We start from the raw sequence: 13,804 nt of genomic DNA on the forward strand, positions 1-13,804 counted from the left end.
CATGTTGCCGGGCAAGGGAAACGCGGGCGCGACAGCCCGTCGAGCTGCTGCGGGACCCACCGGGGCGCGGCAGGCCACCCCGCCTCCTTATCCTGAATGCCTGACAAACCGGGCAGGGGAGGTGCGGGTGGGCGAGCTGCCGGTCGTGCTGGGGCTGGGCTCGGCCGTCCTGCTCGCCGCCGTGCTCGCGGTCCGCTTCTCCACCCGCCTCGGCCTGCCGTCGCTGCTGCTCTACCTCGTGATCGGCGTGCTGCTCGGCGAAGCCGGGTTCGGCATCCAGTTCTCCGACCCGTTCCTCACCCAGGCGCTCGGCCTGGCCGCGCTGGTCATGATCCTCGCCGAGGGCGGGCTGACCACCCGGTGGTCGGCGGTGAAACCCGCGCTGGGGCAGGGAGTGGCACTGTCCACAGTGGCGGTCGGGCTGAGCATCGCGATCACGGGGCCCGCCCTGCACTGGCTGCTCGGCCTGGACTGGCGGATGGCGCTGCTGTGGGGCGCGGTGCTGTCCTCCACCGACTCGGCCGCGGTGTTCTCCGTGCTGCGCGGCGTCGGCGTGCCCCGGCGGATCGTCGGGGCGCTGGAACTGGAGTCCGGGATCAACGACGCCCCCGCCTACATCGCGGTCGTGGTGCTGGCCGAGGGGACCCGGATCGACTGGTCGCTGCCGCTGCTGGTGGTCTACGAACTCGGCGCGGGCCTCGTCCTCGGGCTGCTGCTCGGCCTGGCCGGGGCGTGGGCGCTGCGCCGCGCCGCGCTGCCCGCCACCGGCCTCTATCCACTCGCGACGGTCGCGGTGTGCGTGGTGGCCTACTCGTCCGGGCAGCTGCTGCACGCCTCCGGCCTGCTCGCCACGTACGTCGCGGCGGTCGTGCTGGGCAATTCCCGGCTGCCGCACCGCTCGGACACGCTGTCCTTCGCCGAGGGGCTCGGCTGGCTCGCCCAGATCGGGTTGTTCGTGCTGCTGGGCCTGTTCGCCTCGCCCGAACGGCTGCTGGAGTCGATCGTGCCGGGCCTGATCGCCGCCGCGGTGGTGCTGGTGTTCGCGCGACCGGTGTCGGTGCTGGTGTCGCAGCTGCCGTTCAAGGTGCCGCTGCGCGAGCAGGTGTTCCTGTCCTGGGCGGGGTTGCGCGGCGCGGTGCCGATCGTGCTGGCGATGATCCCGCTCTCCCACGCGATGCCCGGCGCGCAACGGCTCGTGGACGCGGTATTCGTGCTGGTGATCGTGCTCACCCTGGTGCAGGGCCTCACGCTCGGCCCGCTGGCCCGGGTGCTGCGGCTGAAGGCGGACACCGAGCCGAAGGAGATCGAGGTCGACGCCGCGCCGCTGGACGAGCTGCAGGCCGAGCTGCTCCAGGTCAAGATCCAGCCCGGCTCGCACCTGCACGGCGTGTACCTGTCGGAGCTGCGGCTGCCCGCCGGGGCGTCGCTGAGCCTGATCGTCCGCGACGGCCGCAGCTTCACCCCGCAGCGCACCGACCGGCTGCAGCGTGGCGACCAGATCCTGATCGTGAGCACCGAGTCCGCGCGGGAGGCCGCCGAGCGGCGCATCCGCGCGGTGGACCGGGCCGGTCCGCTGGCGCGCTGGAAGGGCGAGTCCGGCACCTGAGACCCGCTGGCGCGCGGCGGGGGCGATCGGTTACTGTGTCCGCGTAGGTCATGAGTGCCAGCGCCAAGCCCCGGCTCGCTGGCCGGCAACCCTCCTTCCGCGGTGGGGTGCCCCGGGTGAGGACCTGGCTCGTCGCGAGGTGCGGCGGGCAAGCGCGGACCCCCTGGCGGGTCCCTGGACCCGAGGAGCCTTTCGATGACTCTCGCTCTCGAACGCGTCACCACCCCCGCCGTCACCGCCGCCGCGGCCGTCCCGCTGGTCACCGGCGGGGAGCTGGACTACGCCAACCTCGACCACGCGGCCAGCGCCCCGTGCCTGGAGGCCGTGCGCCGCGCGGTGGACGAGTTCCTGCCGCACTACGCGAGCGTGCACCGCGGGGCCGGGTTCGCCTCGCAGGTGTCCACAAAGGTCTACGAGCGCACCCGGGACGTGCTGCGCCGGTTCGTCGGCGCCCGGCGCTCGGACGCGGTCGTGTTCACCCGCAACACCACCGACGCGCTCAACCTGCTGGCCCGCAGCGTGCCGCGGCACACGTCGGTGGTCCTGTTCGACACCGAGCACCACGCCGCGCTGCTGCCCTGGCGCGGCCCGAACGTGCGCCGGATCCCGCTGCCGAACACGCGGCTGGCCGCGGTGTCCGCTGTGGACAGTGCCCTGGCGGAGTGCCCGGAGGGGCCGCGGCTGGTGGTCGTCACCGGTGCGTCGAACGTGACCGGGGAACTGCTGCCGGTGGCGGAGATCGCGGCGGTGGCCCGCCGGCACGGCGCGCGCGTCGCGCTGGACGGCGCCCAGCTCGCCCCGCACCGGCCGATCTCGGTGCGTGAGCTGGACGTCGACTACGTGGTGCTGTCCGGGCACAAGCTGTACGCGCCGTTCGGCGCGGGCGCGCTGATCGGGCGCGGCGACTGGCTGCGCGCGGCGGACCCGTACCTGGCCGGTGGCGGGGCCACGAAGCTGGTGCGCCGCGACGGCGACGGCCTCGGGGTGGCGTGGCAGAGCGGGGTGGAGCGGCACGAGGCCGGTTCGCCCAACACCGTCGGCGTGTACGCGCTGGGCGTGGCGTGCGAGCAGCTGGCGGCGTCGTGGGACGCGGTGGCCGCGCACGAGCGGGAGCTGCTGGAGCGGCTGACGCGGGGTCTCGCCGCGGTGCCGGGGCTGGCGGAGCTGCGCCTGTTCGACGGCGCGGCGGAGCGGGTCGGCACGGTGAGCTTCGTGCTCGACGGGTTCGAGCCGGGCTGGGTGGCGGCGGTCCTGTCGGCCGAGTACGGCATCGGCGTCCGCGACGGCGCGTTCTGCGCGCACATCGCGGTGCGGCGGCTGGTGGAGCGCAACGGCGGGGAGGGCCAGCAGGCGCTGCGGGTGAGCCTCGGCCTCGGCACCACGACCGAGCACGTCGACCGGCTGGTGACCGCGTTGCGGCAGATCGTCGCGCGGGGCGCGCGGTGGACGTACGGCGTGGTCGACGGCCGGTGGGCGCCGTGCCCGGACCCGCGGCCGCTGCCGGACTTCCTGCGCTGAGCGGCGGGCGGCTGCGGGAAATCGGTGCGACCGCCGCCGCGGGCAGGGAGCGCGCGGCCGCTGGGAGTCCGGCGTGCGCGGTGGTGCGGGAGGCAGGCCCCCGGCTCGCGGTGGCCTTCGCCCGCCCGGCCTCGCGTGGCTAGGCAGCGCGCTGACCGGGTTTCCCGGCCTGCGCCGGGGCGGTCGCGGCAGGCGTGGACAATGGCGGGGTGAGCAGTGACCCCCAGCCCTCCCCGGAACCGGACACCGTGCCGGACGAGCAGCAGGCCGCCCCGCCCAAGCGGCGCGCCCTGCTGCTGGCCGTGATCGCGATCGTCGTGTTCGTGGCGGACGTCGTGACCAAGTCGGTCGTCGTGGCGACCCTGGAGGGGCACGAGCCGGTCCGGGTCCTCGGCGGGCTCGTCTACCTGCAGCTGATCCGCAACCCGTTCGCGGCCTTCGGCATGGGCGTCACGGGCATGACCTGGGTGTTCGCGATCGTCGCGTTCGGGGTGGTGATCGCGCTCATCTGGTTCGCCAAGCGGCTGCGGTCGGCGGGCTGGGCGATCGGCCTGGGGCTCATCCTCGCCGGCGCGCTCGGCAACCTGGCCGACCGCGTCTTCCGCGCGCCCGGCGTGCTGCGCGGCCACGTCGTCGACTTCGTGTCGTTGTTCGCGCCCAACGGGGACGTGTGGCCGGTCTTCAACGTGGCCGACTCGGCGATCTGCGTCGGCGGCGTGCTGATCGTGCTGCTGTCCCTGCTCGGCCGCGAGTACGACGGCACGGTCAAGAGGGCCAAGCGTTGAGCGCCCGGATGCTGCCCGTCCCGGACGGGCTCGACGGCATGCGCGTCGACGCCGGGCTGGCGAAGCTGCTCGGGCTGTCCCGCACGGTCGTCGCGGAGCTGGCCGAGTCCGGCGACGTCCTGCTCGACGGCCGCCCGGCAGGCAAGTCCGACCGGCTCTCCGCCGGTGTGCTGCTCGAGGTGACCCTGCCCGACCCGGACAACCCGGTCGAGGTGGTCGCCGAACCGGTCGACGGCCTGCGCATCCTCCACGACGACGACGACATCGTGGTCGTGTCCAAGCCGGTGGGCGTCGCCGTGCACCCGAGCCCCGGCTGGACCGGGCCCACGGTCGTCGGCGGGCTCGCCGCGGCCGGGCTGCGCATCTCGACCTCCGGCGCGGCGGAGCGCCAGGGCGTCGTGCACCGCCTCGACGCGGGCACCACGGGCGTGATGGTGGTGGCGAAGAGCGAGCACGCGTACACCGTCCTGAAGCGGGCGTTCAAGGAACGCACCGTCGACAAGGGCTACCACGCCGTCGTGCAGGGCCACCCGGACCCGACGCGCGGCACGATCGACGCCCCGATCGACCGGCACCCGCGGCACGACTACAAGTTCGCCGTGGTCGCGGGCGGCCGGCCGTCGGTGACGCACTACGAGGTGATCGAGGCCTTCCGCGCGGCGTCGCTGGTGGACGTCAAACTGGAAACCGGGCGCACCCACCAGATCCGCGTGCACTTCTCGGCGCTGCGGCACCCGTGCGCGGGCGACCTCACCTACGGCGCGGACCCGGTGCTGGCCCGCAAGCTCGGCCTGACCCGGCAGTGGCTGCACGCCCGCACCCTCGGGTTCGCCCACCCCGCGGACGGCCGGTGGGTCCAGTTCGAGTCGCCCTACCCGGACGATCTGGCGCACGCGCTGGAAGTGCTGCGCGCGGAGAACTAGGCGACCGCGGTCCCTTCGAGTTCGACCATCAGCTCGGGTACCGCGAGCCGCGTCACGCCGAGCATCGTGGTGGGCGGGGCGACGCCGGCCGCGCCCAGCCGCGCCGCGAGCACGCCGTAGTGCGGGAACAGCTGATCGACGTCGGTGGTGTAGACGTTGAGCCGGACGAGGTTCGCCAGCGACATGCCGGCCTCGGCGAGCACGGCCTCCAGGTTGTCCAGGCTCAGCGCCAGTTGCTTCGCCATGTCCCCGGCGTGCTGGGGTTTTCCGTCGCCGCTCATCGCGGTCTGCCCGGCGCAGAACAGGGTCCGGGTGTGCCCGGCGACCAGTTCACCCTGGTGGTACCCCAGCTCCGCCGACCACGTCCACGGGTCGACCGCGGTGCGCTCCACTCCCACATCAGCTCCCTTCGGATCAGTGCTGTTACGGGACGAAGCCTGGCAGCGAATCACGACATCCTGTGTCGCGTATTTCGCTAGAGTTCGCGGAATGCGCGCCGACCGCCTGGTCTCGCTGGTGCTGTTGCTGCGCCGGCACGGCCGGCTGTCCGCGACCGCGCTGGCCCGCGAGCTGGAGGTGTCCACCCGGACGGTGCTGCGGGATGTCGAGGCGCTGTCCGCCGCCGGTGTCCCGGTCTACGCCGAACGCGGCAGGCACGGCGGTTTCGCGTTGCTGCCCGGGTTCCGGACCGAACTGACCGGGCTGAACCACGACGAGGCCCTCGCCCTGCTGATCGCCGGGTCGCGGCGCGGCGCGCAGGCGTTCGGCCTCGGCTCGGCGCTCGCCTCCGCCATGCTCAAGGTGGTCGACGCGCTCCCGGAAGGTCATCGCGAGATCGCGGCCGGCGCGGCGGAGCGGTTGCTGATCGACCCGGAGACCGACCTGCTCGCCCGCCGGGTCGCCGACGAGGAGGTGCCCGGAGCCGTCGTGGCCGAGGTCCGCCGGGCGGTGTTCGCGGGGCACAAGCTGCGCATCCACTACGCGGCCGCGGACCAGAGCCCGAAGTGGCGCACCGTGGACCCGATCGGCCTGGTCACCGTGCGCGGCCAGGGCTACCTGCTGGCCACCCGCTCCGGCGCCGACCGCACCTACCGGCTGTCCCGGATCCAGGCCGCGGAGGAACTCGCCGAACCCGCGAACCGGCCGGACCGGGCCGACCTGGACCGGGCGTGGCGGGACCGCAGCGCGCGTTTCCGGGCGGGGGACGACCAGGTCACGGTCGTGGTCAGGGTGGACCCGGCGCGGCGAGAGGAGCTGGTGCGGACCGCGGTGGCCGTCCAGGCGGAAGAAGCCGAGCCGGACGGACTGCTGCGGCTGGAGGTCGTCTTCCAGGATGCCCGGCACGCGGAGTGGGCGTTGTGGCAGCTCGGGACGGACGGGGAGGCGCTGGCGCCGCGGTGGTTGCGCGCCGCCCTGCGTGACCGGGCCGCGGCGATCGCTGCCCGCTACGGCTCTCCCTGACCTAGTCCTCCAGGGACCAGGTCAGGGAGCGCTCGTCCGGCTCGGGGCGGGGGCTCCAGCGCACCGCCACCACCCGGGTGCTCTCGGGCAGCACGTACACCGTGTGGCCGCCCGCCGTCTCGCCGGGCTGGACCCCGATCTTGTGCGGCGGCCGCGACGTCAGCGACACCGGCGCCTTCGCGACCGGCTTGCCGTCGGCGGTGAGCAGTTCCAGGTAGTTGTCCGGCAGCGACACGAACGGGATCGGGCCCTTGTTGGTGACCTCGGTGTGCACCACGACGGCCCGCTCGCCCGGTTCGAGCCGGTACCCGGCCGCGCCGAACAGGTAGTCCGCCGGGTCCTGCACCTCGAGCAGCTGCACGGTGAGCTGCTCGCCTTCGAGACCCTGCCCGGCCAGGCTGTCGCCGATCTTCCCGGTCCGCGGGCCCGCCGGCGGCGCGGGCCGCTGGTCGCCCCGCGCCCACGACGCGGTCTGCGGGGGACCCCACGTGCTGATCACCGGGTCCAGCGGCGCCGGATACGGCCCGGACGCCACCCCCGCGACCTGGTACGGCCCCGACGCGACACCCTGCTGGACCTGGTACGGCCCGGAGGGCAGACCCCGACCAGGGTCGGCGGGCGGGTAGCCCCCACCGGGCCGGGCCGGCGGCGGGTACCCGGGCGGCGCGGCCTGCGGCGGCTGCGCGGGCGGCGGGTAACCGGGCACGGCCCCGGACGGCGCGTATCCCGGCGTCGCACCGGACGGCGCGAACGGCACCGCACCGGAAGGCGGCGCGTGGTAGGGCCCCGGGTTCGGCGTCTGCGGCTGCGCGGGCGGGAACGCGCCGGCGAGCGCCGCACGCAGGCCCTGCGGGTCGCTCTCCACGCCGACCAGGAGCGGCAGCCCGCTGCCGGACAGGGCGACCAGCCGGTAGGCCACCTCGCGCGGGTCCATGCCGACGCGCGCCGCGAGCTCGTGCACGGCCACCTTGCCCAGTTCGGCCAGTGCGGCGAGCAGGCGGGCATCGGCGGGATCGGTCACGGCCACGTCCGGAAACGCTACCCGCTGACCTTCCCGGCCCGGTCGTTCACCCCGGCGCGGCGCCCGGAGGTTCTAGGCTGGCGGCACGCTTACCCGACGAAGCTGGGATGGATGGATGACCGAGGTCGTGAAGCTCGCCGACGAGTTCGTGGACGCCCTGTTCGACGCGGAGCCGTTGTGGCCCGCGGTGCTGGGGCTGGAGTCCGACCGGGACGGGCTCGGCGACCTGAGCGAGGAGGCCGAGGCCGCCTACCGCGAACGGCTCGAGGGGTTCGTCCGGCGCGCCGAGGAGATCGACCCGGCCGGGCTCGGCGCGGAGGACCGGGTGACCCGCGACGTGCTGCTCAGCCAGGCCCGCGGCAACCTGGACCGGCTGGACAGCCACCTGGTCGAGTTCACGATCAGCGACATCTTCGTGGCCCCCGCGGTCAGCCTGCTGACGATCCTGCCGATGGTCGGCCTGCCGGACGACGAGCAGGGCCGCCGCCACCTCGGACGGCTCGCCGCGATCCCGCGGTACCTGGAGCAGGCCGCGGACCGGCACCGGGCAGGCGTCGCGGCCGGGCGGGTGCCGGTCGAGCACCTGGTGCGCGCCGCGATCGCGCACCTGGACCGCTACCTGGCCGCGCCGGACTCCGACCCGCTGCTGCGCCAGCCCGCGCCGAGCGAGGAGTTCGCCGCCGAACGCGAACGGGTGCTGGCCGAGGTGGTGCGGCCCGCGTTCGCCGCCTACCGGGACGCGCTCGCCACCGACATCGCGCCGCACGGGCGCCCGCCGGAGAAGCCCGGCGTGTGCTGGCTGCCCGACGGCGAGCGCATCTACGCCTCGCTGGCCCGCACGCACACCACCACCGACCGCACGCCGGACGAGCTGCACGAGACCGGCCTGCGCATCATCGGCGAGCTGGCCGCCGAGTACCGCGAGATCGGCTCGCGCGTGTTCGGCACCGACGACCTCGCCGAGATCTTCCGGCGGCTGCGCACCGATCCGCAGCTGCGCTGGCGCAGCGCCGAGGAACTGCTCGACACCGCCCGGTCGGCGATCAGCCGCGCCGAGGAGGCCGCGCCGCGCTGGTTCGGCCGCATCCCGCCGCACAAGTGGGTCGTGGAGCCGGTGCCCGCGGCCGAGGCGCCCGGCGGCCCGGCGGCGTTCTACCTGCAACCGTCGGTCGACGGGTCGCGGCCGGGCATCTACTTCGCCAACACCCACGAGGTGACCGAGCGGTTCCGGCACGCCGCCGAGGTGACCGCCTTCCACGAGGCCATCCCCGGCCACCACTTCCAGCTCTCCACCGCGCTCACGCTCACCGACCTGCCGCTGCTGCGCCGGATCGGCGACTTCAACGCCTACGCCGAGGGCTGGGGCCTCTACAGCGAGCGGCTCGCTGCCGAGATGGGCCTCTACTCCGACGACGTCGCGCTGCTCGGGATGCTCACCATGGACTCGATGCGCGCCGGCCGCCTGGTCGTCGACACCGGTCTGCACGCCAAGGGCTGGAGCCGTCAGCAGGCCGTGGACTACCTGCGGGAGCACACCCCGATGCCGCAGGTCGAGATCGAGTCCGAAGTGGACCGTTACATCGCCTACCCCGGCCAGGCGCTGGCGTACATGGTGGGGCGCCTGGAGATCCAGCGCGTGCGGGCGCGGGCCGAGCAGGCGCTGGGGGAGCGGTTCGACATCCGCGCCTTCCACGACCTGGTCCTCGGCGGCGGCGCGCTGCCGTTGTCGGTGCTGGCGGCGGTCGTGGACGACTGGATCGCGCAGGCATGAGCGAAGTGGACGCCCTCGCCGAGGAGCTCACCGGCCTGCTGTTCGAGGCCGACCCGCTGCGCCCGTCGGTGCTCGGCCTGCCCGGCACGCACGACCGGCTGCCCGACCTCACCGCGAGCGCCGAGAAGCGGCACCGGACGGCCTACCTGGACGTGGCGGCCCGCGCGGAAGCGGCCACGCCCGCGGACGCCGAGGAGGCGGTGACCCGCGATGTGGTGATCCAGCAGGCCAGGGCCGCCGTCGACCTCCTCGACGCGCGGCTGCCCGAGTTCGCGGTCAGCGACGCCTTCACCGCCCCGCTCCAGCTGCTGCTGATGACCCTGCCGATGGTCGAGCTGACCGACGAGACCCGGGCACGGGGTTTCCTGGCCCGGCTCGCCGCGTTCCCGGCCTTCGTGGACCAGGTGGTGGAACGGCAGGCGGCCGGCCCGGTGCCGCCGGACTTCCTGGTGGACTCGGCGATCGGCTACTTCGACCGGATGCTGGCCGCGCCGGAGCTGACGTCGCTCCAGCTCGACGTGCGCTCGGCGACGCTGGCCGCCGAGCGGGACGCGCTTCTGTCCGGGTTCGTGCGGCCCGCGCTGGCCCGCTACCGCGAGTTCCTCGCCGAGGACCTGCGGCCGCGGGCCCGGCCCGCCGAGGAGGCCGGGCTGTGCTGGCAGCCGGGCGGCCTGCTGCGCTACGCCGGGCTGATCCGCGCGCACACCACCACCGAGCGCACTGCTCAGGAGCTGCACGACATCGGGCTGGCGCTGATCGCCGACCTCGCCGGGGAGTTCCGCACCCTGGGACGCCGCGTGTTCGGCACCGGCGACCTGGCCGCGATCTTCGAGCGCCTGCGCACCGATCCCGCGTTGCGGTGGGGCAGTGGCGAGGAGCTGCTGGCCGCCGCGCGCGCCGCCATCACGCGGGCGGAAGCCGAGGCGCCCCGGTGGTTCCGCACGATCCCGTCCGCGCGCTGCGAGGTGCGCCCGGTGCCGGAGAGCGACGCCGACGCGGGCACCATCGCCTACTACGTCGAACCGGCGCTCGACGGCTCCCGGCCGGGGATCTACTACGCCAACACCTTCCACGCCGGAGAACGGTTCCGGCACGTCAGCGAGGCGGTCGCCTTCCACGAGGCCATCCCGGGGCACCACTTCCAGCTGTCGCTGGCGCTCGAGCTGGACCTGCCGCTGCTGCGCCGCGTCGCCGAGGTCAACGCCTACACCGAGGGCTGGGGGCTCTACGCCGAGCGGCTGGCCGAGGAGATGGGGCTCTACACCGGGGACGTGGCGCGGTTCGGGATGCTGACCCAGGACGCGATGCGCGCCGCGCGGCTGGTCGTGGACACCGGTCTGCACGCACTGGGCTGGTCGCGGCAGCAGGCGGTGGACTACCTGCGGGAGAACACGCCGATGGCGCCGGTGGAGATCGAGGAGGAGATCGACCGCTACGCGGGCTGCCCCGGCCAGGCGCCGTCCTACATGACGGGACGCCTGGAGATCGAGCGGATCCGGGCCGGCGCGGAGCGGGCGCTGGGGGACCGGTTCGACATCCGGGATTTCCACGATGTGGTGCTGGGGCACGGCATCCTCCCGCTGCCGGTCCTCGACCGGGTGGTTTCGAACTGGATTACCAGCCGGTAATGTGCTCGGCAATCAGGTAAGCGATCGCTTAGAAGGGTTGGATCGATGCGGATCGGCACCCAGATCTCGTACTCCGGCGGGTTCGCCGAGAGCGTCCGGGACGTCGTCGAGCTGGAGAAGGCCGGGCTCGACGTCGTCACCATCCCCGAGGCCTACTCGTTCGACGCGGTCAGCCAGCTCGGCTATGTCGCGGCGAAGACCGAGCGTGTCCAGCTCGCGTCCGGCATCCTGCAGATCTACACGCGGACCCCGACGCTGACCGCCATGACGGCGGCCGGGCTGGACTTCGTCTCCGACGGCCGGTTCATCCTCGGCATCGGCGCGTCCGGGCCGCAGGTCGTGGAAGGCTTCCACGGGGTGCGCTACGACGCGCCGCTCGGGCGGACCCGCGAGATCGTGGAGATCTGCCGCCAGGTGTGGCGCCGCGAGCGCGTGGTCCACGACGGCAAGCACTACAAGATCCCGCTGCCCGCCGACCAGGGCACCGGCCTCGGCAAGCCGCTGAAGATCATCAACCACCCGGTGCGCGAGCGGATCCCGGTGCAGATCGCGGCGATCGGGCCGAAGAACGTGGCGCTGACGGCCGAGATCGCCGAGGGCTGGCAGCCGATCTTCTTCCACCCGGAGCGGGCGTCCGAGGTGTGGGGCGAGGCGCTGGCCGAGGGCAAGGCCAAGCGCGACCCGTCCCTCGGTGAGCTGGACGTCGCGGTCGGGGTGCCGGTGGCGATCGGCGAGGACGTCGGCCACATGCTCGACTGGGTCCGCCCCGTGGTCGCGCTCTACGTCGGCGGCATGGGCGCCCGCGGCAAGAACTTCTACAACGAGCTGGCCTGCCGGTACGGCTACGAGGCCGAGGCCAAGCTGATCCAGGACCTCTACCTCGACGGCAAGAAGGACGAGGCCGCCGCGGCGGTGCCCGCCGAGCTGCTGCGGGCGATCTCGCTGGTCGGGCCGAAGGGGCAGGTCAAGGAGCGGCTGGCCGCCCTGCGCGAGGCCGGGGTCACCACCCTGCAGGTCACGTTCCTCGAACCCGACCCCGCGCGCCGCGTCGGTGTGGTGAGCGAGCTGCGCGAACTGCTCAGCTGACCCGGTCGAGGAACAGGAAGTCGGTCACGCCGATGACCGACAGGACCTGGCGGACGCCGGCCGGCATGCTGGTCCGCTTCTCGTCGTGCACCAGCCGGGGCCGGGTCGTTTCCACGACCCGGCCCCGCATCTCGATCCCGCACCCGCTCGCGGCCAGCACGTTCCTGACCCAGTCGGCCTGCGGCCCGTAGGTGAGGGCCACGACGAAGCCGTCCCCGGCGCGGAAGACGTTCACCGGTGTCCGGTAGGTCTTCCCGGACTTGCGGCCCCGGTGGACGATCGTCCCGAACCCCGGGAGCCCCTTCGTCAACGGTCCCAGCACGCGGTTGGTCGCCACGCGGTTGAACCGGGCGACCTTCTTCGACAGCACCATGCGATCAGCATGCCCGCTCGCCCGCCGGAAATCAACAGGTGATGAATTCAGGTTTAGGCGCCGGCGTGGGGTGGCAAGCTGTGGCGTGCCCGAGCTGCCGGACGTCGAAGGTTTCCGCCGCACGCTGGCCGCCCACGCGGTGGGCAAGCGAATCACCGGCGTGACCACGCTGGACGCGGGCGTGCTGCGCGGGGTGAGCGCGCGCAGGCTGCGGGAGACGTTGCGGCACCAGCGCTTCGGCGAGCCCCGGCGGCGGGGGAAGTGGCTGATCGTGCCGGTGCACGGCCGTCCCGCCACGATGCTGCTGCACTTCGGCATGACCGGGTCGCTGGAGTGGTCCGAGCTGGACGAGCGCAACCGGCACGACCGGGTGATCTTCGCCTTCGACGACGGAGAGCTGCGCTACCGCGACATGCGGAAGCTGCACGGCCTGCGCCTGCTCGCGGACGACGCGGAGCTGCACCGGCTGCTCGCGGACACCGGGCCGGACGCGCTGGACGTGCGGAAGGAGCAGTTCCGCGTCCTCCTCCGCCGCCGTCGCGGGATCAAACAGCTGCTGACCGACCAGGCGGTGCTCGCCGGGCTCGGGAACCTGCTGGCCGACGAGATCCTGTGGCGGGCCCGGCTGGCTCCGCAGGTGCGCGCAGCGGACCTCGACGGCACGGCGGCCGACCGGTTGCACCGGGAGATGCGCAAGGTGCTGCGGGCGGCGGTGAAGGCCGGGCGGGTGCCGCCGCGCACCACGTGGCTCACCGGGCGGCGGGACGAGCCGTCGGGGGCCTGCCCGCGATGCGGGACCGTCTTGGAGCACGGCCGGGTCGGCGGGCGCGGCACCGTGTGGTGCCCGCGGTGCCAGGCCGGTTGACAGTTCGCGGAAAAGGGGTAAGCCGGTGCCATGAACGACAAGGACGACGAGAAGAAGCCGGTCAGCCCCGAACCACCCCTGTCGCCGGACTTCCCCGACGTCCGGCACCCCGACCTGGACATGGGCCCCACCGAGGACGTCGAGAAGCCGCCGAACACCGAAGAGGTCAAGCCGGAGGAGGGGATCCCGGAACCGCCCGACTGACCCCACGGGGTGATGCCGGGTGCAGCCCCGGGGTGAAGGATGCCCGGCGCCGCGTGGTGGTCGCCGGAGCGTCGGGACGATGGCGGAGTTCAAGAAGGGCGACCGGGTCCGCTGGGACGCCGGCAACGAGAGTTCGGTCGGCACGGTGGAGAGGAAGATCACTGAGGACACCCACGCGGGCGGACGCCAGGTGCGCGCCTCCGAGGACGCCCCGCAGTACCTGGTGAAGAGCGAGAAGACCGGCCGCACCGCGGTGCACAAGCCGGACAAGCTGCACCCCGCGGACTGAGGCACGGACTGAGGCGCGGCTGTTCTGGACCGGCACCGAGTCCGTCCGGCCGTGCCAGCATCTACACCCGGCCGGTGCGCTGCGGCGCGGCCACCTGGCCGGCCACAGTGCGCCGCGTCGTCGGCGAAACCGGCGGCGGGACGGCCCTACCGCCCGGCCGGCGCTCACCGGGAAGCGGCGATTGTTTGCCCTGCCGCGCCGCGGCGCCCGGCCGACGGCTGATGGGCAGGCAGCGCTGGCCCGGCCCCGGCCCTCTCCGCGGGAAGCGGCGATG

At 73.8% G+C, this 13,804-nt stretch carries 14 protein-coding genes and 1 riboswitch; of the genes, 11 read left to right on the forward strand and 3 right to left on the reverse strand.

From position 1 onward, the window contains the following. Positions 1 to 127 precede the first annotated feature (127 nt). From ACCP09_RS29690 to ACCP09_RS29705, 4 genes are all read left to right on the forward strand, one after another. Positions 128 to 1,606, forward strand: a complete 1,479-nt coding sequence (locus tag ACCP09_RS29690; RefSeq protein ID WP_431902169.1) for a potassium/proton antiporter — start codon at positions 128 to 130, stop codon at positions 1,604 to 1,606. A gap of 46 nt (positions 1,607 to 1,652) precedes the next feature. Next, positions 1,653 to 1,767, forward strand: a riboswitch (SAM riboswitch). 34 nt (positions 1,768 to 1,801) lie between these two features. After that, entirely contained in the window at positions 1,802 to 3,124 is a 1,323-nt protein-coding gene (locus tag ACCP09_RS29695; RefSeq protein ID WP_433751926.1) for an aminotransferase class V-fold PLP-dependent enzyme, read from the forward strand. A 209-nt stretch (positions 3,125 to 3,333) separates the two neighbouring features. Continuing rightward, positions 3,334 to 3,909 carry a signal peptidase II gene (lspA, locus tag ACCP09_RS29700; protein WP_431902173.1) on the forward strand — a complete coding sequence of 192 codons (576 nt, stop codon included), beginning with the start codon at positions 3,334 to 3,336 and terminating at the stop codon, positions 3,907 to 3,909. Further along, a complete protein-coding gene (locus ACCP09_RS29705) occupies positions 3,906 to 4,832 on the forward strand; it encodes an RluA family pseudouridine synthase (RefSeq protein ID WP_026153058.1) in 927 nt (308 codons plus the stop codon). Before lspA ends, ACCP09_RS29705 begins: the two co-directional genes overlap by 4 nt. On the opposite strand, the gene ACCP09_RS29710 is transcribed toward ACCP09_RS29705, so the two are convergent. After that, the gene (locus ACCP09_RS29710; protein WP_433751945.1) at positions 4,829 to 5,224 is read right to left on the reverse strand and encodes a RidA family protein; all 396 of its coding nucleotides are present in this window, start codon (positions 5,222 to 5,224) and stop codon (positions 4,829 to 4,831) included. The two genes, ACCP09_RS29705 and ACCP09_RS29710, sit on opposite strands and share 4 nt — an antisense overlap. 97 nt (positions 5,225 to 5,321) lie before the next feature. Between ACCP09_RS29710 and ACCP09_RS29715 the strand changes: the two genes are divergently transcribed. Then, positions 5,322 to 6,293, forward strand: coding sequence for a helix-turn-helix transcriptional regulator (locus ACCP09_RS29715; RefSeq protein WP_433751929.1), 972 nt, complete (start codon positions 5,322 to 5,324; stop codon positions 6,291 to 6,293). Position 6,294: 1 nt separating this feature from the next. Here the strand turns inward: ACCP09_RS29715 and ACCP09_RS29720 are convergent, their stop codons facing one another. Beyond that, a complete protein-coding gene (locus ACCP09_RS29720; protein ID WP_378363273.1) occupies positions 6,295 to 7,320 on the reverse strand; it encodes an AsnC family protein in 1,026 nt (341 codons plus the stop codon). Between the two features lie 109 nt (positions 7,321 to 7,429). On the opposite strand from ACCP09_RS29720, the gene ACCP09_RS29725 reads away from it, so the two are divergent. Genes ACCP09_RS29725 through ACCP09_RS29735 form a run of 3 tightly spaced genes read left to right on the forward strand, consistent with a single transcriptional unit; the run spans position 7,430 to position 11,799 of the window. Further along, a complete protein-coding gene (locus ACCP09_RS29725; protein WP_433751931.1) occupies positions 7,430 to 9,085 on the forward strand; it encodes a DUF885 domain-containing protein in 1,656 nt (551 codons plus the stop codon). Beyond that, the gene (locus ACCP09_RS29730; RefSeq protein ID WP_433751933.1) at positions 9,082 to 10,713 is read left to right on the forward strand and encodes a DUF885 domain-containing protein; all 1,632 of its coding nucleotides are present in this window, start codon (positions 9,082 to 9,084) and stop codon (positions 10,711 to 10,713) included. Before ACCP09_RS29725 ends, ACCP09_RS29730 begins: the two co-directional genes overlap by 4 nt. A 45-nt stretch (positions 10,714 to 10,758) precedes the next feature. Next, complete coding sequence (locus tag ACCP09_RS29735) at positions 10,759 to 11,799, forward strand: LLM class F420-dependent oxidoreductase (protein WP_433751935.1); 1,041 nt, start codon at positions 10,759 to 10,761, stop codon at positions 11,797 to 11,799. On the opposite strand, the gene ACCP09_RS29740 is transcribed toward ACCP09_RS29735, so the two are convergent. Further along, entirely contained in the window at positions 11,792 to 12,172 is a 381-nt protein-coding gene (locus tag ACCP09_RS29740; protein ID WP_433751937.1) for a nitroreductase family deazaflavin-dependent oxidoreductase, read from the reverse strand. The genes ACCP09_RS29735 and ACCP09_RS29740 overlap by 8 nt on opposite strands. An 85-nt stretch (positions 12,173 to 12,257) precedes the next feature. Between ACCP09_RS29740 and ACCP09_RS29745 the strand changes: the two genes are divergently transcribed. From ACCP09_RS29745 to ACCP09_RS29755, 3 genes are all read left to right on the forward strand, one after another. Then, complete coding sequence (locus ACCP09_RS29745; RefSeq protein ID WP_433751939.1) at positions 12,258 to 13,037, forward strand: Fpg/Nei family DNA glycosylase; 780 nt, start codon at positions 12,258 to 12,260, stop codon at positions 13,035 to 13,037. A 30-nt stretch (positions 13,038 to 13,067) separates the two neighbouring features. Continuing rightward, positions 13,068 to 13,241 (forward strand): hypothetical protein, encoded by a 174-nt coding sequence (locus ACCP09_RS29750; protein WP_017981869.1) that lies wholly within the window; start codon positions 13,068 to 13,070, stop codon positions 13,239 to 13,241. 79 nt (positions 13,242 to 13,320) lie between these two features. Then, positions 13,321 to 13,530, forward strand: a complete 210-nt coding sequence (locus ACCP09_RS29755; protein ID WP_027930852.1) for a DUF2945 domain-containing protein — start codon at positions 13,321 to 13,323, stop codon at positions 13,528 to 13,530. The last annotated feature ends 274 nt before the right edge of the window (positions 13,531 to 13,804 follow it).

The organism is Amycolatopsis sp. 3B14, from assembly GCF_050958625.1.
GTDB classification, from domain to species: Bacteria; Actinomycetota; Actinomycetes; order Mycobacteriales; family Pseudonocardiaceae; genus Amycolatopsis_E; species Amycolatopsis_E thermoflava.